The sequence below is a fragment of the Rathayibacter sp. VKM Ac-2929 genome, assembly GCF_022815495.1.
Lineage (GTDB): Bacteria > Actinomycetota > Actinomycetes > Actinomycetales > Microbacteriaceae > Rathayibacter > Rathayibacter festucae.
Map to the genome: position 1 here is coordinate 35818 of NZ_JALGRV010000002.1, position 18515 is coordinate 54332.

Consider the following 18515-nt stretch of genomic DNA (forward strand, 5'->3'; position numbering starts at 1 on the left):
GGTGCAGGAGCCGGAAAAAGACTAGCGCAGCCTCGTCGGCGTCCCGGCCGGGCTGCCCCCTCCTCCCGGCCGCTGCTACTGTGACCGGCGGCGAAAGGACGTCCCGTTGAACACCGTCTCCGGATCGGCGCCGACCGCGGCCGTCGTGATCGTCGCCGCCGGCAGCGGCACCCGTCTCGGGCGGGAGCTGCCCAAGGCCTACGTCGAGTGCGCCGGCGTCACGATCCTCGAGCGCAGCCTCCGCACGGTCCTCACCCTCGCCGAGCCGGTCCAGGTGGTCGTGGTGGCACCGGAGTCCCTCGTCGACGCGACCGTCGAGCTGTGCCGCCGCGCCTCCGGACCCGCCGTCGAGGTCCTCGTCACCGCCGGCGGATCGACCCGCCAGGACTCCGTCGCCCGCGGACTCGCCCTCCTGCACCCGGGAGTCGATACCGTCCTCGTGCACGACGCCGCCCGGGCTCTCACACCCGTCGCGCAGTTCGAGCGCGTCCTCGCGGCCGTCCGCTCGACCGGCGGCGGCGCGATCCCGGGCCTGCCCGTCACCGACACCATCAAGCTGGTCGGCGCCGATGCGGCGATCCTCGACACGGTCGACCGCTCGCAGCTCGCCGCCGTGCAGACGCCGCAGGGCTTCCCCCGCCGCCTGCTCGACGAGGCCTACGCCGCCGCCGGCCGGGAGTTCACCGACGACGCCGCCCTCCTCGCCGCTCACGGCCGCGGCTCCGTCGTCGTCCCCGGCGATCCGCTCGCCTTCAAGATCACCACGCCCTGGGACCTCGCCCGCGCGGAGCAGCTGCTCGCGCCGACGCCGCCGTCCGCGGTGCCGCGGGTCGGCATCGGCACCGACGTGCACGCCTTCGACGACGCGTCGCCGCTCTGGCTCGCCGGACTGCACTGGCCGGGGGAGCGCGGCCTCTCCGGGCACAGCGACGGCGACCCCGTCGCGCACGCGATCTGCGACGCCCTGCTCGCCGCCGCGAACCTCGGCGACATCGGCTCCCGCTTCGGCACCGCCGATCCGCGGTTCCAGGACGCGCACGGCGAGGTCTTCCTCCGCGCGACGCGCGAGCTCGTCGAGGCGGCCGGCTTCACGATCGGCAACGTGTCGGTCCAGCTGATCGGCAACCGCCCGAAGTTCTCCCCGCGGCGGGACGAGGCCCAGCAGCTGCTGTCCGCGCTCCTCGGCGCCCCGGTCAGCGTCGCCGCGACGACCTCGGACGCGCTCGGCTTCACCGGGCGCGGGGAGGGGGTCGCCGCGACGGCCACGGCACTCGTCCTCCCCACTCCCGGATCCGCGCACTGATCCACCGCGCCAGCCCGCCGCCCGGCCGCGCCCGCCCCGCCCGGTAAACTCGCGGCGTGACTCTGCGACTGCACGACTCGAAGGCCCAGGCCCTCGTCGACTTCGTCCCCCTCCGTGAGAACGAGGTCGGGATGTACGTCTGCGGACCCACGGTGCAGTCGTCGCCGCACATCGGGCACCTGCGCTCCGCCCTGGTCTACGACCAGCTGCGCCGCTGGCTGGCCTACCGCGGCTACCGGGTCACCCTCGTCCGCAACGTCACGGACATCGACGACAAGATCCTCGCGATCGCCGAGCAGGCCCGCCGCGCGGCCGGGGAGGACGAGCCCTCGGAGCAGTGGTGGGCGCTCGCCTACCGCGTCGAGCTCGAGTTCACCGCCGCCTACTCCGCGCTCGGCATCCTGCCGCCCACCTACGAGCCGCGCGCGACGGCGAGCATCGCCGAGATGGTCGCGCTCGTGCAGCGCCTGATCGAGCTGGGCCACGCCTACCCCGCTCCCGACGACTCCGGCGACGTCTACTTCGACACCCGCTCCTGGCCCGACTACGGCGCGCTCACGCACCAGCGCCTCGAGAGCATGGAGGCGGCGACCGACGCCGACCCGCGCGGCAAGCGCGACCCGCACGACTTCGCGCTGTGGAAGGGCATGAAGCCCGACGAGCCGGAATCCGCCTCCTGGGCCTCGCCCTGGGGGAGGGGCCGTCCCGGCTGGCACATCGAGTGCTCCGCCATGTCGACCAAGTACCTCGGCACCCAGTTCGACATCCACGGCGGCGGGCTCGACCTGCGCTTCCCGCACCACGAGAACGAGCTCGCCCAGTCGAGTGCCGCGGGCCACGCCTTCGCCAGCTACTGGCTGCACAACGGTCTCGTCTCGGTCATCGGGCAGAAGATGAGCAAGTCGCTCGGCAACTCCGTCTTCGCCTCCGAGCTGCTCGACTCCGCCCGTCCGCTGGTCGTCCGCTACTACCTCGGCTCCGCGCACTACCGCTCGACGCTCGAGTTCCACGACGGCGCGCTCGAGGAGGCCGAGGCGGCGCTCGAGCGGATCGAGGGCTTCCTCGACCGCTCCCGTCGGCGCCTCGAGGGCACCCGCTTCGCCGCCGTCGGCGAGCCGGTCGTGCCCGACGAGTTCGCCGAGGCGATGGACGACGACCTCTCGGTCCCGCAGGCCATCGGCGTGCTACACGAGACCGTGCGGGCCGGCAACGCCGCCCTCGACGCGGAGGATCTCGGCACGGTGTCCGCGCTGCGCACACAGGTCCTCGCCATGGCATCGGTCCTCGGGATCGACCCGGAGGCCCCCGAGTGGGCGCGCTCCGACGACGAGCCCACCTACCGGGCCCTCACCGTGCTCGTCGACCGCCTGGTCGCCGAGCGGCAGACCGCGCGCGAGCAGCGCGACTGGGCGGCCGCCGACCGCATCCGAACCGATCTCGCTGCTGCGGGAATCACGATCGAAGACACCCAGACGGGTGCGCATTGGAGTCTCGATGGCGAATAAGCCCGGCCGCCCAGGAGCGGTCCGCAAGAAGAGCAAGGGCAAGGCCGTCGGTTCCGGCGGTCAGGGCCGTCAGGCCCTCGAGGGCAAGAAGCCCACACCCAAGGCCGAGGACCGGCCGTACCACCCCGCGGGCAAGGCGAAGCTGGCGCGCGAGCGCTTCGTCGCCGCCGGCGGCAAGGGCCGACCCGGTGCGGCGCTGAACGGCGCGGCCCGCGGCCAGGGCCGTCCGGCCCCGTCGCGGAAGCCCAAGAGCGGCGACGAGTCCGAGATGGTCACCGGCCGCAACTCGGTCCTCGAGGTGCTGCGCGCCAAGATCCCCGCGACGACGCTCTACCTCGCGACGCGCATCGAGATGGACGACCGGGTCAAGGAGGCGCTCAAGCTCGCCACCGCCCGCGGCATCCCTGTCCTCGAGGTCATGCGCCCGGAGCTCGACCGCCTCGCCGGCCCGGACTCCGTGCACCAGGGCCTCGTGCTCAAGGTCCCGCCGTACGAGTACGCGCACCCGAGCGACCTGCTCGAGCGCAGCGTCTCGCGCGGCGTCGTCCCGCTGTTCATCGCGCTCGACGGCATCACCGACCCGCGCAACCTCGGCGCGATCATCCGCTCCGTCGCGGCCTTCGGCGGACAGGGCGTCATCGTGCCGCAGCGCCGCTCGGTCGGACTGAACTCCGCCGCCTGGAAGACCTCGGCCGGAGCCGCCGCGCGCGTGCCCGTCGCGATGGCGTCCAACCTCACCGCGATGATCAAGGACTACAAGCGCGACGGCGTCTTCGTCATCGGCCTCGACGGCGACGGCGACACCATGCTGCCGGGCCTCGAGCTCGCCGACCGGCCGCTCCTCGTCGTCGTCGGCAGCGAGGGCAAGGGCCTCTCCCGCCTCGTCACCGAGCAGTGCGACGCCGTCGTCTCCATCCCGATCAGCGCCGCCACCGAATCGCTCAACGCCGGCATCGCGGCGTCGGTCGCGCTCTACGAGATCTCCAAACTCCGCGCCGCCTCCGAGTAGCGCGGGCAGCGCGGGCGCCGGCACGGCGATCTGCGGTGTTGTCGTCGGGCGCGATACCGCCGGTATCGCTTCCTCCTCCGCCTTGCAGCTCACCGCGCCGGTGCCCGCGCTGACGTCGGGGGAGGGGGAGGGGGCGCCGCCTTCGGCGAGCGAGGGCGCGGGCTGATCGGTCACCACCGGCCAGGGGGCGCTTCATGCTGATCGAGTAGGCCGCGGAGCGGGCGTATCGAGATCCGCGTCGGCACGCGCCGTAGACGATGGAGGGCTCACCCCGGATCCGGGATCCGCACGAGCCCTCCGGTGGGCCGGGTCAGACGTTCTTCATCCAGTCGACGTCGGCGTCCTCGTCGGTCAGCTCCGCGTCGCCGGCACCGTCGATGACGAGGTTCGGCAGGGTGATCGCCTCGGTCGGCGGGGCGATGATCGTCGCCTCGTCGCGGCGGTGCCGCAGGATGTCGTTCACGTAGGCGGTGACCGCCTCGGCCAGCGGCACGTCGCGCGCCTGCTGCTGCGACATGAACCAGCGGTGCTCGAGCAACTGGTGGAACATCTCCGCAGGCTCCAGCCGCCCCTTCAGGTCGCGCGGGATCGAGCGGATGACCGGCTCGAACACCTGCGCGAGCCACTCGTGGGCGACCATCTCCTCGTCCAGCCCCTGCTTGTCGTAGGTGGCCGTGTACGAATCGAGGTCGTTGAGCAGGCGGCGCGCCTGGTTCTCCTGCGCGTCCAGCCCGGTCAGCCGCAGCAGGCGGCGCTGGTGGTGACCCGCGTCGACGACCTTCGGCTGGATCCGCACCGTGGAGCCCGCCTCGTCGGTCTTGATCGCGAGCTCCTCGATGTCGAAGCCCAGCTCGTTGAGCCGGTTCACCCGGTCGTTGATGCGCCAGCGCTCGGAGGTCGAGAACGACTCCGCGCCGGTCAGCTCCTTCCAGAGACTGCGGTACGCGGCGACGATGCCGTCGGACACCGTGATCGGGTCGAGGTCGTCGTCGACGCGCCCGCCCGCCTCGAGGTCCAGCAGCTCGCCGGCGATGTTGACCCGGGCGATCTCGAGGTCGTTCTCGCGCTGGCCGTTGGAGAGGCCGCCCGAGTAGAGCTGCCCGGTCTCCGCGTCCACGAGGTACGCCGCGAAGGCGCCCGCGTCGCGCCGGAAGAGCGTGTTCGAGAGCGAGACGTCGCCCCAGAAGAAGCCGATGACGTGCAGGCGCACCAGCAGCAGCGCCAGCGCGTCGACGAGGCGGGTGGCAGTGTCGGGACGCAGCGTCTGCGAGAACAGCGCGCGGTAGGGCAGGGAGAACTTGAGGTGCCGGGTGACCAGCACGGCGGGCAGCTCGTCGCCCTCGTCGTCGGTGCGGTTCGTGATCACGGCGCCCGGCACGACGCACGGGACGTCGAGCCGCTGCAGGGTCTTGAGCATCTCGTACTCGCGCCGCGACATCTCCGCCGTCGTCTCCTTCACGGCGACGACGTGGCCGGAGAGGTGCGCGAAGCGGACCGTGTGCCGCGAGATGCCCTTGGGCAGCGCGGCGATGTACTCGTCGGGCCAGTCGTTCAGCCGCAGGTTCCACGGCAGGTCGAGAAGGGCGGGGTCGACCGTGGCCGAGGTGATGTTGAGGGAGCCGGACATAGCGCGCCGTTCGTGTCGGGAGTCGGACGGTGGAGGGGCCCGGACGAACGCTGCCGCCGCCTCGGAGGAGACGGCGGCAGCGTGTGCGCGGGGGCGGAGCCTAGGAGAGGCGCAGTCCCGACTCGCCGTCGAAGATGTGCACGCGGTGGTTCGCGGTCACGTAGACGCGGTCGCCCGCAGTCGGGTGCACGCGGCCGTCGACGCGCGCGACGATGTCGGTGCGGCGACCCTCGACCTCGGTGTGGCCGTAGAGGTAGCCGTCCGAGCCGAGCTCCTCGATCAGGTCGACCTCGATCGGCAGGCCGCCGGGCTGGGTCGAGACGGTGACGTCCTCGGGGCGCACACCGAGCGTGACGACCTTCTGGGTGGTCTTCGCGAGCGCCTCGCGGGCGATCGGGAGGACCGTGTCGCCGAACTTGACGCCGCCGTCGGTGACGTCCGCGTGGAACAGGTTCATCGCGGGCGAGCCGATGAAGCCGGCCACGAAGACGTTGTTCGGGTTCTCGTAGAGGTCGCGGGGCGTGCCGACCTGCTGGAGCAGTCCGTCCTTGAGGACCGCGATGCGGTCGCCCATGGTGAGCGCCTCGGTCTGGTCGTGGGTGACGTAGACGGTGGTGATGCCCAGGCGGCGCTGGAGCGTGCCGATCTGCGTGCGGGTCTGGACGCGGAGCTTGGCGTCGAGGTTCGACAGCGGCTCGTCCATGAGGAACACCTGCGGCTTGCGGACGATGGCGCGACCCATCGCGACGCGCTGACGCTGGCCACCCGAGAGGGCCTTCGGCTTGCGGTTGAGGTAGGGCTCGAGGTCGAGCATCTTCGCGGCCTCGAGGACCCGCGCGGCGCGCTCGTCCTTGTTGATGCCGGCGATCTTGAGCGCGAAGCCCATGTTCTCGGCGACCGACATGTGCGGGTAGAGCGCGTAGTTCTGGAAGACCATCGCGATGTCGCGGTCCTTCGGCGGAACGTCCGTGACGTTGCGGTCGCCGATCAGGATGCGGCCCTCGTTGACCTCTTCGAGGCCGGCGAGCATGCGCAGGGAGGTGGACTTGCCGCAGCCGGAGGGGCCGACGAGGACGAGGAACTCGCCGTCTCCGACCTCGAGGTTCAGCTTGTCGACCGAGGCACGCGTGGCCCCGGGGTAGACGCGGGACGCGTTGTCATAGGTTACGGACGCCATTGTTCTTGCTCCTTCACCGGCAGGTACGTGCCGGACGATCCGAGTGAATGGAAGTGACGGTCGTCGTCGCGTGGGCGACTCCGACCAACCGTCACAGTATGCCACGCGCCACTGGACGGGGGGAGCCGCGGTCCGACGGCGGGCGCCGGGACCCGGCGGTATCCGTCGTTTGGAGGTTTCCCAGGGCTCGCGCGTAGGATTCCGGCGAGTCGCAGCCCGGCGGCACTTCTTCCTCTCTCATTCGGAGCGTTCTTGTCATGACCATCGGCGGAGCCAACGACCGTCTCTCGAAGAACCAGCGTCGAGAGGCCGCCCGCGAGAAGGCCCGCCGACTCCGCGAGCAGCAGAAGCGCCGCGATCGCGTCAGCCGCTTCGCCCTGCAGGGCGGTCTCGCGATCGTGGTGATCGCCATCGTCGCGGTCGTCGTCTTCGCCGTCACCTCGAGCATCCGCCCGGCCGGCCCCGGCCCCGCCAACATGGCGAGCGACGGCGTCCTCGTCACCGAGGGTCTGGTCGCCTCGACCACCCCGGCGATCCCGGCCGACGGCACCCCGACCCCGAGCGTGCTCGACACCTCCACGGGCACCGTCGACATCCGGGTCTACCTCGACTACCTCTGCCCGTACTGCGGCCAGTTCGAGCAGACCAACGGCGACCAGATCAAGGAGTGGGTCACCAGCGGTGCCGCGACGGTCGAGATCCACCCGATCGCCATCTTGACCACCCGCTCGAACGGCACCAAGTACTCGGAGCGCGCGGCCAACGCCGCGGCCTGCGTCGCCGACCGGTCGCCCGACTCCTTCTTCGACTTCAACGCGGCGCTGTTCGCCGAGCAGCCGGCGGAGGGCACCGACGGCCTCTCCGACGACCAGCTCAAGCAGGCCGCCGCCGACGCGGGCGTCGAGGACACCGCCGCGGTGAACTCCTGCATCGACGACCAGTCCTTCGTCAGCTGGGTGCGCGCGGCCACCGAGCGCGCGACCTCCGGCCCGCTGCCGGGCACCGAGGTCGCGTCCGTCTCGGGCACCCCGACGGTCCTCGTCAACGGCGAGGCCTACACCGGCTCGCTGACCGACGCGGACGCCTTCAGCTCCTTCGTGCTCTCGGCCGCCGCCGACACCTACTCCTCGGCCACGCCGACCCCGACGCCCGCCGCGGGCTAGACCGCGAGCCCGCTGAGACGGGTCGGAACACACGAAGGGCCCCGGGAGACCGGGGCCCTTCGTCGTGCTCCTCGGGAGGCCTGAGCCCGGTCGCCACGGGGACGCGCTGCGGGACGGAGGACGGTCCACGATCGCGCGACAGCCGATTCCGCGCCTCCGCGTCGGCTATTCGCGCTCGTGGATAGGCTCACCCGATCTCTCCGGGGGGCCCCATGACCACGCCGCACATCGTGACGCCGACGACCGCCGGCACACCGATCGTCGAGGGCGTCCAGGCCCTGCGCTTCGTCGCGGCTCTCCTGGTCGTCATCGCGCACGCGACGTTCTACGCGCACGAGCGCCTCGACGACTCGATCGCCGTCTGGAACGGTGCCGCAGCGGGTGTCGACGTCTTCTTCGTCGTCTCCGGCTTCGTGATGGCGGTCACCGCGGGTCCCTTCGAGGTGCGGGGCGGCTGGCGGTTCTTCGCCGTCCGCCGCGTGATCCGGATCGTCCCGCTGTACTGGATCGCCACGACCCTGAAGATCGCGTCGCTCCTCGTCCTGCCCGGGGCAGTGCTGCACGCCGCCCTCACCCCGTGGTCGGGAGTCGCGTCCTACCTCTTCCTGCCCGCGCGCAACCCCGACGGCGCTGTGGAGCCGCTCCTCGGCGTCGGGTGGACCCTCACCTACGAGACGGCCTTCTACGCGGTCTTCACTCTCGGGCCGCTCCTGCGGCGGAACGTCCTCGTGTTCGCGTCGACGGTCGTGCTCGTCGTCGCGTCGGGCCATCTCCTCCGCCCCGCCGAGGACTGGCCGGCCTGGGCGGTCTACTTCGACCCGCTCGTCCTGTACTTCGCGGTCGGCATGGCGATCGGAAGGATCGCCGGGCTCCCGCGCGCGCGCCGCGGCCTGCTCCTCGCGCTGGGCGCCGCCGCCGTGTTCACCGTCGTCGCGGCTCTCGCGCCGGAGGGGATCTCCTGGGAGCGCGACGCGCTCTTCCGGAAGGGGATCGTCACCGCCGCGTTCGTCGCGGTGGTCCTGGCCGAACCGCTCTTCCGGCGACTGGCATCGCGTCGTGGCGCGAACCGCGTCCTCCGGCGACCGCTGCTCGCCCTGGGCGAGGCGTCCTACAGCCTGTACCTCTTCCATCCCTTGATCGGGCCGGTCGTGCCCGCCGTCCTGGCACTGATCGGCCTGCGATCGGGAGTGCTCTCCGCCGCGGGCACGATCGCCGTCTCGCTGGTCGCCGGGATCGTCATCCACCGCTGGCTCGAGAAGCCGATCACGCGGAGGCTGCGAGGACTGCCGTACGCCGGGCTGCCGCCGGACGGCCGGACGCAGCAGGGGGTCGCGGGGGAGCGGGTGGTCGATCGGCTGCTCACGAGGCCGCCTCGGAGCCGACGACGGGACTTGAACCCGTAACCGCCCGATTACAAGTCGGGTGCGCTACCAATTGCGCCACGTCGGCAGGTGCGTCACCGCACCGGGCCACCCTATCGCGGGGCCGGAAGCCGCCTCGGCTCCGGCCCGCGCGGGCGGATCACGGCTCGAGGATGCTCAGGTGCCGCTCGGCCGGCGTCGGCCGCTTCGGCCCGCCGATCTTGCCGTCGGGCCGGCCGACGTACAGCCAGCCGAGGAGCTCCTCGCCCTTCTCCAGGCGGTGCGCCTTCCGCACGGCCTTGGCGCGGGTGTACGAGCCGGTGCGCCAGAAGACGCCCCACCCGGCCTCGTCGAGCAGCAGGCTGAGCAGGTGCGCGACACCCGAGGCGACGGCCTCCTGCTCCCAGGCCGGGACCTTCGACTTCTTCACGCTCACGACGACCGCGAGGAGGAGGGAGGCGCGGTGCGTCTTCTCGATGTGCTTGCGCGCGTCCTTCTTGTCGCCGGACGCGGCGGCGAAGCTGCGCCCGATGCGGTCGCGCGCCGCCCCGCGGATCTCGATGACCCGCCAGGGCCGGAGCGAGCTGTGGTCGGCGAGCCGCGAGGCGGCCGAGACGTACGCCGCGATCTCCTCGTGCCCCGGCGCCTCCGCGGTCACCTTCGAGCGGGAGCGCCGGGCCAGGACGGCCTCGAGCACGGGAGTCGCGGACACGGTCACTCGCCCTCGGTCGTGAAGTTCATCGCGATCGAGTTCATGCAGTAGCGGTCTCCCGTGGGCGTGCCGAAGCCGTCCGGGAAGACGTGGCCCAGGTGCGAGCCGCAGTTGGCGCAGCGGACCTCGGTGCGGACCATGCCGAGGGTGCTGTCCTCGATGAGCTGCACCGCGTCGGGGCGGATGGACTCGTAGAAGCTCGGCCAGCCGCAGCCGGAGTCGAACTTGGTGCCGCTCTTGAACAGCTCGGCGTGGCACGCCGCGCAGGTGTAGAGCCCCTCGCGGTGCTCGTCGAGCAGCTCGCCGGTCCACGGGCGCTCGGTGGCGGCCTGGCGCAGCACGGAGTACTGCTCGCGGTCGAGCTCCTCGCGCCACTCGGCGTCGGTCTTGTTGACGGAATACGACGACATGGGTCTCCCTAGGAATCCTGGTCAGTGTACGGGGGAGGGCGCTCCCCTTACCTCTCGTAAACTCTCCGCCGTGCAGCTGAATTCCGTGATCTCGAAGGCGTGGAGCGAACTCACGACCGAGGAGGTCTACGCGTTCGCGCGGCTGCGGACCGACGTGTTCCTGCGCGAGCAGCGGGTCGACGACGAGGAGCTCGACGGCCGCGATCTGGAGCCGACGACGCGGCACTGGTGGATCGCCGACGAGCGCGGCACGGCGGCCTACCTCCGCACCCTCCGGGACGAGCGGCCCGAGCACCGCGACGCCCACCGGGTGATCGGGCGGGTGGTGACCCGGGCCGACCGGCGGGGCGAGGGCCTCGCGCACCGGCTGGTGAGCGCGGTCCTGGAGCGCCACGGGGACGAGCCGCTCCTGCTCCACGCGCAGTCGTACATCGCGGGTCTCTACGCGCGGTCGGGCTTCGAGCCGTTCGGCGACGAGTTCGACGAGGCGGGCATCCCGCACATCGGCATGTACCGGAGCGCCTCAGCCGCCGCCGAGCCGTCCCTCCCTACTGTGGAGGGATGAGCAGGGCCACGGACGTCGAGCGCAGCACGGGCGCCGTCCTGTCCGAGCGGGACCGCCGCGTCCTCGAGTTCGAGGGCGAGTGGACGGCCCGCGCCGGGGACAAGGACGACGCGATCCGGGAGAGGTTCGGCCTCTCGGTCGCCCGCTACTATCAGGTGCTCAGCGCGGTTCTGGCCTCACCGGCCGCCCTCGCGCACGACCCGATGCTCGTCAAGCGGCTGCAGCGCATCCGCGACGGGCGCGCCGGCGCCCGCGCCGCGCGCCGCCTCGGGCGCCCCGAGTAGACGAGCTGCTCGGGCCCACTGACGGAAGGCCGGCCGTACCGACGATGACCACCACCGCTCCGAAGGACCGCTTCGACGAGATCCCGGCCACCGAGGGCCGCGTCGGCGCCCACCGTCGCCCGCCCGCCCCGCACGCCCGGGCCGTCGCCCTGGCCTGGGCGGCGCTGGCGACCGGAGTGGTCGTGCTGCTCGGGTTCATCGGACTGCTGGTGATCGACAACCGGGTGCAGTTCAACGACGTCTTCACACCGCCCACCGGCATCGCCGAGACGGAGGCGACCCCGGCGGTGACGCCGACCGTCGACCCGACCCTCGCGCTCGCGGTCCTGAACGGAACGGCGACGGCGGGCCTCGCCGCGAACGCCGGGGAGGCGCTGGCCGCTGCGGGCTGGAGCGTGCCCACGGTCGCGAACGCGAACACCGAGGACGAGGCGGCCACCACCGTCTACTACACCGACCCGCGACTCGAGGGAGCGGCGCTCGGCGTCGTCCAGTCGCTCGGCGTCGGGACGATCGTCCTGACCGCGGACTTCGTCGAGACCGGCGCCGTCGTCGTCGTGCTCGGCTCGGACTACCCGACGCCGTAGCGAGAGGCCGCGAGCACCCCCGGAACACGGTCGTCGAGCCGCTCTCCGGGGGTGCTCTGTTTCCGGCACGTTTAATTCATGTTGAATCCCGGACAACTCTTTCCCCCGGGCGCTTTCCGCCCCATTCCGGGCCGAAACGCTGGCTTATGCTCCCTAGTCAGGCACCTGCGCATCGCTCGTGTCGCAGGCAGCACAGCACTTTGGGAGTGAGAGATGGCGAACGGAACCGTCAAGTGGTTCAACTCTGAGAAGGGCTACGGCTTCATCACGGTCGACGGCGGCGGACAGGACGTGTTCGTCCACTACTCCGCCATCGACATGTCGGGATACAAGGTCCTCGAAGAGGGCCAGCACGTCGCGTTCGAGGTCGGCACCGGGTCCAAGGGTCCGCAGGCCGAATCGGTGCGCGTGGTCTGAGGCCCCCGCCCTGCCTGGAGCCGTCGTCCGCCTCGTGCGGACGGCGGCTCCTCGCGTTGCGCCAGGCGCCGACGTCACTTGCACTCCTCCCGGGTGAGTGCCAGAATCGCTGTTGGCACTCGCTCCAGTCGAGTGCCAACGACGGAATTCCCCTGACGTCCGGGAGGGACGAAGAACACACATGGCCAAGATCATTGCTTTTGACGAAGAAGCCCGCCGCGGCCTCGAGCGTGGACTCAACACCCTGGCCGATGCGGTCAAGGTGACCCTCGGCCCGCGCGGCCGCAACGTCGTGCTCGAGAAGAAGTGGGGCGCCCCCACCATCACGAACGACGGCGTCTCGATCGCCAAGGAGATCGAGCTCGACGAGCCGTACGAGAAGATCGGCGCCGAGCTCGTCAAGGAGGTCGCCAAGAAGACCGACGACGTCGCCGGCGACGGCACCACCACCGCGACCGTCCTCGCCCAGGCGCTCGTCCGCGAGGGCCTGCGCAACGTCGCGGCCGGCGCCGACCCGATCAGCCTGAAGAAGGGCATCGAGAAGGCCGTCAAGGCCGTCACCGCCGAGCTCGTCGCCGGTGCCAAGGCGATCGAGACCAAGGAGGAGATCGCGGCCACGGCCTCCATCTCCGCTGCGGACCCCGAGATCGGCGCGATCATCGCCGAGGCGATCGACAAGGTCGGCAAGGAGGGCGTCGTCACCGTCGAGGAGTCGAACACCTTCGGCACCGAGCTCGAGCTGACCGAGGGCATGCGCTTCGACAAGGGCTACCTGTCGCAGTACTTCGTCACCGACCCCGACCGCCAGGAGGCCGTGTTCGAGGACCCGTACATCCTGATCGTCAACTCCAAGGTCTCGAACATCAAGGACCTCCTCCCCGTCGTCGACAAGGTGATCCAGGCGGGCAAGCAGCTGCTGATCATCGCCGAGGACGTCGACGGCGAGGCGCTGGCGACCCTGGTCGTCAACAAGATCCGCGGCATCTTCAAGTCGGTCGCCGTCAAGGCCCCCGGCTTCGGCGACCGTCGCAAGGCGCAGCTCCAGGACATCGCGATCCTCACCGGCGGCCAGGTCATCTCCGAGGAGGTCGGCCTCAAGCTCGAGAACGTCACCCTCGACCTGCTCGGCTCGGCCCGCAAGGTCGTCATCACCAAGGACGAGACCACGATCGTCGAGGGTGCCGGCGACGCCGAGGCCATCGCCGGTCGCGTCGCGCAGATCCGCGGCGAGATCGAGAACACCGACAGCGACTACGACCGCGAGAAGCTCCAGGAGCGCCTCGCGAAGCTCGCCGGTGGCGTCGCGGTCATCAAGGCCGGAGCCGCGACCGAGGTCGAGCTCAAGGAGCGCAAGCACCGCATCGAGGACGCCGTCCGCAACGCGAAGGCCGCCGTCGAGGAGGGCATCGTCGCCGGTGGTGGCGTCGCCCTCATCCAGGCCGGCAAGCTCGCCTTCGAGAAGCTCGAGCTGGTCGGAGACGAGGCGACCGGCGCGAACATCGTCAAGGTCGCCATCGATGCGCCGCTCAAGCAGATCGCGCTGAACGCCGGTCTCGAGCCCGGTGTCGTCGCCGCCAAGGTCCGCGAGCTGCCCACCGGACACGGCCTCAACGCCGCGACCGGCGAGTACGTCGACCTGATCGCCGCCGGCATCATCGACCCGGTCAAGGTCACGCGCTCCGCTCTGCAGAACGCCGCCTCGATCGCCGGTCTGTTCCTCACCACGGAGGCCGTCGTCGCCGACAAGCCCGAGCGGAACCCCGTCGCCGCAGGCGGAGACCCCACGGGTGGCATGGACTTCTAGTCCGACCCGAACGACGCAGAAGGCGGTTCCCCTCCGGGGGAGCCGCCTTCGGCGTTCCCGGGCGGCGTCCTCGGCCCGCAGACGGTCGAGGACGCCGCCCGCGGGTCAGAACGCGAACAGGCGCGCGTTGGCCTCCTCGGTCTCCGCGTACTGCTGCCCCGCCGCCCCCAGGGCGAGCGCGATCGACTCGAGCCCGTCGTCGACCTGCCCCTGCGTGGTCCGCCAGAGGCCGACCACCCCCTGGAACGCGGTCGAGGCCTGCCCCGTCCACGAGCTCTCGAGGCCGGTGAGCAGGCCGAGCATGCCGGCCACCTCGGCGCGGATGCGGTCCGCGGAGCCGTGGATCGAGCCGCTCGCGGTGCTGATCGCCTCGATGTCGGTCTGGAAGTGGGTCATGTCAGGTCCTCTCACTTGTCCGCGCCGTTCGGCGCGTGGGAGAGAACCTAGGGCGGACCGCGTCGGCCGCGCGGGCCGTCAGGCCGCAGCTGGGGACGGATCGCCGTCCGGGTCGACGGTGAGGAGAGGCAGGGCGACCCGGAAGGTGGCGCCGCCGCCCGGAGTCTCGACGACGTCGACACGGCCCTTGTGCGCCGCGACGATGGAGGAGACGATCGCGAGCCCCAGGCCGCTGCCGCCGGTCTCGCGGGTGCGCGAGGTGTCGGCGCGCCAGAAGCGCTGGAAGATCTTCTCCCGGATCTGCGGCGGGATGCCCTCGCCGTGGTCGATGACCTCGAGGAACGCCAGCCTCCGCGCGCGGTCGACGGCGACGCCGACCTCGATCGGGGTGTCCTCGGGGGTGTAGCGGACGGCGTTGCCGATCAGGTTGGTCAGCACCTGGCGGATCTTGTTCTCCTCCGCCATCACGAGCGCCGGGACGCCGACCTGCTCGGGCTCGGGCGCGGTGCCCGCGGCGAGGTCCTCGGCCGGCACGCGGCGGGGGCGGCGGCGGAAGCGCGCGAGGCGCGCGCCGGCGGCCGCGATCGGGCCGGTGAGCCCGGCGGCGGCCGGAACCTCCATGGTCTGCGTCGCGGTGCCGGACGGCTCGTCCATCTCGAGCGCGGGCGTCTCGACGGGGGTGTCGTCGCGGGTCTCGACGCCGAAGTCGCGGTCCGGCCAGGAGGCCATCGCGTCCATGGCGGCGTCGCGGGCGAGGGGCATCAGGTCGACGGGGGAGAGGGCGAGCGGCTTGGTCTCGTCGAGGCGGGCGAGCTCGAGGAGGTCCTCCACGAGGCCGCCCATCCGGATCGCCTCCTTCTCGATGCGCTCCATCGCCTGGCCGACCGCCTCGGGCGTCTGCAGCGCGCCCATCCGGTAGAGCTCGGCGTAGCCGCGGACGGAGACGAGGGGGGTGCGCAGCTCGTGGCTCGCGTCGCCGACGAAGCGGCGCATCTGGTCGATGGTGCGGGCGCGATCGCGGAAAGCGCTGTCGATGCGCACCAGCATCGCGTTGAGCGAGCGGTTGAGGCGGCCGACCTCGGTGTTCGGCGTGGTGCCGTCCAGGCGCTGGCTGAAGTCGCCGTCGGCGATGGCGGCGGCGGTCTGCTCGACCTGGCGCAGGGGAGCGAACGTGGTGGTGACGAGCAGCCGCGTCAGCATCGCGCCGATGACGACGATCGCGACGCCGAACCCGAGGAAGATCGTCAGGTAGATCGTCATGATGTTGTCGATGTCGCGGGTCGACGTGGCGAGCAGCAGCGTCTGGTAGTCGTTCCCGCGGGAGTAGACCGTCGAGACGGCGTGGTACTCGATCCGGTCGTTGACGCTCATCAGCGTGTTCGGCTCGCTGGAGGCGTTCAGGGCCTCCTCGATCGTGTAGCGCGAGGGGAAGGCGGGGTCGGTGCCCTGCGCAGCGTTGGAGTAGACGAGCGTCCCCGAGGAGTCGTACACGGCGCCGTAGTAGTCGTCGGACTCGGAGAACTGCGAGACCCCCTGTGCCGACAGGTCGGTCGCCACCTTCTGCACCTTGTCCGCGAGCTGCGCGTCGAGCTGGGAGATCAGCTGCGGCTTCAGCATCGTCATCGTGCCGATGCCGGAGACCAGCAGGCCGAGCGTCAGCAGGAGGACGGTGACGGCCGTGATCTTCGTGCGCAGCGAGATGGAGTTCCACCGCTCGGCCAGACCCTGGTGCATGGCGGTGGAACTCCCTCGAGATCGTGCGGGCGCCCGCCCCCTCACGGGGCCGGCGCCGGGGCGGCGGAGGTCAGACCTTCGCGACCTTCAGCATGTATCCGAATCCTCGCTTGGTCTGGATGAGCGATTCCTCCGAATGCGTGTCGAGCTTACGTCGCAGGTAGGAGATGTAGGACTCGACGATGCCCGCATCGCCGTTGAAGTCGTACTCCCAGACGTGATCGAGGATCTGCGCCTTGCTGAGCACCCGGTTGGGGTTGAGCATCAGGTAGCGCAGCAGCTTGAACTCGGTCGGGCTCAGCTCGACCGGCTCGTCGCCGACGAGGACCTCGTGCGTGTCCTGGTCCATCGTGAGCTCGCCGGCGCGGATGACCGCGTCCTCCTCGGCGTGCATCGTGCGGCGGAGGATCGCCTTGATGCGCGCCACGATCTCGTCGAGGCTGAACGGCTTGGTGACGTAGTCGTCGCCGCCGACGGTGAGACCGGTGATCTTGTCCTCGGTGTCGTCCTTCGCCGTGAGGAAGAGGATCGGCGAGGTGTAGCCGGCCGAGCGCAGGCGCTTGGTGACGCCGAAGCCGTTCATGTCCGGCAGCATCACGTCGAGGATGATGAGGTCCGGCTCCTCCTCGAGGACTGCGGAGATCGCCTGGGCGCCGTTGCCCACCGCGCGCACGGCGAAGCCGGCGAAGCGGAGGCTCGTGGTGAGCAGGTCGCGGATGTTGGGCTCGTCGTCGACGATGAGAATGCGGGGTCCGTCCATGCGGACAGTATCTGCGCGTGGCCTGGATGAAGTCTGGGAGTCGCGTGACCGGTTGCTCGTCGAGGGCTCGGCACGGCCGGAGAGGTCTCCGCTAGGAGGAACGGCGGCGGCGGACGCCGACCACGAGCATCGCGATCATCATGAGGAACGCGATCGGCAGGCCGACGAGCGGCAGCGCGAGGACGAACTGCCAGAGGCTCCCGCTGTAGTCGCGGACGCCCATCATCGGCGCGACGAGGACGGCGATGAACGCGATGACGGTCACGACGATGATCGCGACGAACATGTAGGCGAGCACGCGCTCCGCGCGTCCGATGCCCGCGGGCTGCTGTGGCTTCACGGGTCAAGGATAGGGCGGGTGCCGTCCTCTAAACTGATGGCTGCTTCATTTCCAGGAGGGGTTCTGCATGCCTACCGGCAAGGTCAAGTTCTACGACGAGGAGAAGGGCTTCGGCTTCATCAGCACTGATGACGGCCAGGAGGTCTTCCTGCACGCTTCCGCGCTGCCCTCCGGGACCGCGGTCAAGGCCGGCACCCGCCTCGAGTTCGGCATCGCCGACGGCAAGCGCGGTGCGCAGGCCCTCTCGGCCCGGATCATCGACACCCCGCCCAGCATGGTCAAGCTCAGCCGCAAGTCGGCCGACGACATGTCCGTGATCGTCGAGGACACGGTCAAGCTGCTCGATGGCATCGGCACCGGCCTCAAGCGCGGCCGCTACCCCGACAAGGCCCACGGGCGCACCATCGCGACGCTGCTGCGCCGGGTCGCGGACGAGCTCGATGCCTGACGCCGGCGAGACGACCGGCGATCCTTCGCCCGAGACCGACGAGACTCCGGACACCGGGTCCGAGGCCACGACCGAGGGTCCCGTGGACTCGCAGGACGGCGTCCCGGCGTTGCGCACTCCCGTGCCGGCGGTCTGGAGCGACGAGATCGACGAGGAGGACGAGGACGACTCCGACGAGGACTCCGACGACGGAGGAGACCCGGACGCCGGGTCCGCAGCGGCCGCCGGAGAGCTGGAGCCCGCGCCCGTGTACGAGCTCGACGCCGTCCTCGCCGGCTCGGAGGACCGAGCGCGCGAGGCGCTCCTCGACATCACGACCGCCGACACGATCGGCGACCTGGTCGCGACGCTCGCCCAGGGCGAGCACGTGGTCTCGCTGCAGTTCACGAATCTGATGCGCGGCTACCCGGGCTGGCTCTGGACGGCGACGCTGTCGAGGATCGACGAGTCCGGGGACGTCAACGTCCTCGAGGTCGAGCTGCTGCCGGGCGAGGGCTCGGTGCTCGCGCCCGACTGGGTGCCGTGGTCGGTCCGGCTCGCGGACTACCGCGCGGCGCAGGACGCCAGCGGTGAGCGCGACGAGACCGAGGACGACGAGTACGACGACGACACCGTCGTCGACGGCGACGCGGCGGAGGCGGACGAGGACGAGATCCTCGACGACGACGAGGCTGACGACGACTCGGACGAGGACGACTCGGACGACGACGACGACGACGACTCCGACGACTCCGACGAGGACGACTCCGACGACGACGACGACTCCGATGAGGACGACTCGGACGGCCAGGACTCCGGCGCCGAGGACGGGTCGGTGGCCTCGGCCGCCGGACGACGCGGCGGCAGCGGTCGCGGACGACGGCGCCGCCGCCGGTGAGGACCCGGCCGAGCGGGGACGCCCTCGCTCGGCCAC

At 71.1% G+C, this 18515-nt stretch carries 20 protein-coding genes and 1 tRNA gene; 12 read left to right on the forward strand and 9 right to left on the reverse strand.

The window, feature by feature from the left end; all coding sequences use genetic code 11:
* Positions 1-106 precede the first annotated feature (106 nt).
* Genes ispD through rlmB form a run of 3 tightly spaced genes read left to right on the forward strand, consistent with a single transcriptional unit; the run spans position 107 to position 3817 of the window.
* A complete protein-coding gene (gene ispD, locus MT355_RS04785) occupies positions 107-1303 on the forward strand; it encodes a 2-C-methyl-D-erythritol 4-phosphate cytidylyltransferase (RefSeq protein WP_243598737.1) in 1197 nt (398 codons plus the stop codon).
* Positions 1304-1359: 56 nt separating this feature from the next.
* Positions 1360-2808 carry a cysteine--tRNA ligase gene (gene cysS, locus MT355_RS04790; protein ID WP_243598738.1) on the forward strand — a complete coding sequence of 483 codons (1449 nt, stop codon included), beginning with the start codon at positions 1360-1362 and terminating at the stop codon, positions 2806-2808.
* Positions 2798-3817: a 23S rRNA (guanosine(2251)-2'-O)-methyltransferase RlmB gene (rlmB, locus tag MT355_RS04795; protein ID WP_243598739.1), complete on the forward strand. Its 1020-nt coding sequence runs from the start codon at positions 2798-2800 to the stop codon at positions 3815-3817. The genes cysS and rlmB overlap by 11 nt, the downstream gene beginning before the upstream one ends.
* Positions 3818-4127: 310 nt before the next feature.
* On the opposite strand, the gene MT355_RS04800 is transcribed toward rlmB, so the two are convergent.
* Both MT355_RS04800 and MT355_RS04805 read right to left on the reverse strand, forming a co-directional pair.
* Entirely contained in the window at positions 4128-5444 is a 1317-nt protein-coding gene (locus MT355_RS04800; protein ID WP_123445159.1) for a DUF4032 domain-containing protein, read from the reverse strand.
* A gap of 100 nt (positions 5445-5544) precedes the next feature.
* Positions 5545-6621, reverse strand: a complete 1077-nt coding sequence (locus MT355_RS04805; protein ID WP_123702257.1) for an ABC transporter ATP-binding protein — start codon at positions 6619-6621, stop codon at positions 5545-5547.
* 257 nt (positions 6622-6878) lie between these two features.
* On the opposite strand from MT355_RS04805, the gene MT355_RS04810 reads away from it, so the two are divergent.
* Positions 6879-7784 (forward strand): thioredoxin domain-containing protein, encoded by a 906-nt coding sequence (locus MT355_RS04810; protein WP_123445161.1) that lies wholly within the window; start codon positions 6879-6881, stop codon positions 7782-7784.
* A 212-nt stretch (positions 7785-7996) separates the two neighbouring features.
* Positions 7997-9187 carry an acyltransferase gene (locus MT355_RS04815; protein WP_243598740.1) on the forward strand — a complete coding sequence of 397 codons (1191 nt, stop codon included), beginning with the start codon at positions 7997-7999 and terminating at the stop codon, positions 9185-9187.
* On the opposite strand, the gene MT355_RS04820 is transcribed toward MT355_RS04815, so the two are convergent.
* From MT355_RS04820 to msrB, 3 genes are all read right to left on the reverse strand, one after another.
* Positions 9161-9233 (reverse strand) — tRNA-Thr (locus MT355_RS04820). The genes MT355_RS04815 and MT355_RS04820 overlap by 27 nt on opposite strands.
* Positions 9234-9305: 72 nt before the next feature.
* Positions 9306-9863: a nitroreductase family protein gene (locus tag MT355_RS04825; protein ID WP_123733794.1), complete on the reverse strand. Its 558-nt coding sequence runs from the start codon at positions 9861-9863 to the stop codon at positions 9306-9308.
* Positions 9860-10267, reverse strand: coding sequence for a peptide-methionine (R)-S-oxide reductase MsrB (msrB, locus tag MT355_RS04830; protein ID WP_123445164.1), 408 nt, complete (start codon positions 10265-10267; stop codon positions 9860-9862). The genes MT355_RS04825 and msrB overlap by 4 nt, the downstream gene beginning before the upstream one ends.
* A gap of 70 nt (positions 10268-10337) precedes the next feature.
* On the opposite strand from msrB, the gene MT355_RS04835 reads away from it, so the two are divergent.
* The 5 genes from MT355_RS04835 to groL all read left to right on the forward strand — a co-directional run bounded on the left by MT355_RS04835 (position 10338) and on the right by groL (position 13924).
* Positions 10338-10832, forward strand: a complete 495-nt coding sequence (locus tag MT355_RS04835; RefSeq protein WP_243582848.1) for a GNAT family N-acetyltransferase — start codon at positions 10338-10340, stop codon at positions 10830-10832.
* A complete protein-coding gene (locus tag MT355_RS04840; RefSeq protein WP_123445166.1) occupies positions 10829-11116 on the forward strand; it encodes a DUF3263 domain-containing protein in 288 nt (95 codons plus the stop codon). Before MT355_RS04835 ends, MT355_RS04840 begins: the two co-directional genes overlap by 4 nt.
* 44 nt (positions 11117-11160) lie before the next feature.
* Complete coding sequence (locus tag MT355_RS04845) at positions 11161-11703, forward strand: LytR C-terminal domain-containing protein (protein WP_243598741.1); 543 nt, start codon at positions 11161-11163, stop codon at positions 11701-11703.
* A gap of 213 nt (positions 11704-11916) precedes the next feature.
* Entirely contained in the window at positions 11917-12120 is a 204-nt protein-coding gene (locus MT355_RS04850; RefSeq protein WP_123445168.1) for a cold-shock protein, read from the forward strand.
* A gap of 181 nt (positions 12121-12301) precedes the next feature.
* Positions 12302-13924: a chaperonin GroEL gene (groL, locus tag MT355_RS04855; RefSeq protein ID WP_123445169.1), complete on the forward strand. Its 1623-nt coding sequence runs from the start codon at positions 12302-12304 to the stop codon at positions 13922-13924.
* 105 nt (positions 13925-14029) lie between these two features.
* Here the strand turns inward: groL and MT355_RS04860 are convergent, their stop codons facing one another.
* The 4 genes from MT355_RS04860 to MT355_RS04875 form a co-directional block, all read right to left on the reverse strand.
* Positions 14030-14320: a WXG100 family type VII secretion target gene (locus MT355_RS04860; RefSeq protein WP_123735107.1), complete on the reverse strand. Its 291-nt coding sequence runs from the start codon at positions 14318-14320 to the stop codon at positions 14030-14032.
* 78 nt (positions 14321-14398) lie between these two features.
* Positions 14399-16054, reverse strand: a complete 1656-nt coding sequence (locus MT355_RS04865) for a cell wall metabolism sensor histidine kinase WalK (RefSeq protein ID WP_243598742.1) — start codon at positions 16052-16054, stop codon at positions 14399-14401.
* A 70-nt stretch (positions 16055-16124) separates the two neighbouring features.
* Positions 16125-16814 carry a response regulator transcription factor gene (locus MT355_RS04870; RefSeq protein ID WP_085475163.1) on the reverse strand — a complete coding sequence of 230 codons (690 nt, stop codon included), beginning with the start codon at positions 16812-16814 and terminating at the stop codon, positions 16125-16127.
* A 91-nt stretch (positions 16815-16905) separates the two neighbouring features.
* Entirely contained in the window at positions 16906-17154 is a 249-nt protein-coding gene (locus MT355_RS04875) for a hypothetical protein (RefSeq protein WP_243582849.1), read from the reverse strand.
* Positions 17155-17221: 67 nt separating this feature from the next.
* Between MT355_RS04875 and MT355_RS04880 the strand changes: the two genes are divergently transcribed.
* Both MT355_RS04880 and MT355_RS04885 read left to right on the forward strand, forming a co-directional pair.
* Positions 17222-17602 carry a cold-shock protein gene (locus MT355_RS04880; protein WP_123445172.1) on the forward strand — a complete coding sequence of 127 codons (381 nt, stop codon included), beginning with the start codon at positions 17222-17224 and terminating at the stop codon, positions 17600-17602.
* On the forward strand, positions 17595-18479 hold the full coding sequence (locus MT355_RS04885) for a DUF3027 domain-containing protein (protein ID WP_243598743.1): 885 nt from the start codon (positions 17595-17597) through the stop codon (positions 18477-18479). Before MT355_RS04880 ends, MT355_RS04885 begins: the two co-directional genes overlap by 8 nt.
* Positions 18480-18515: the final 36 nt, after the last annotated feature.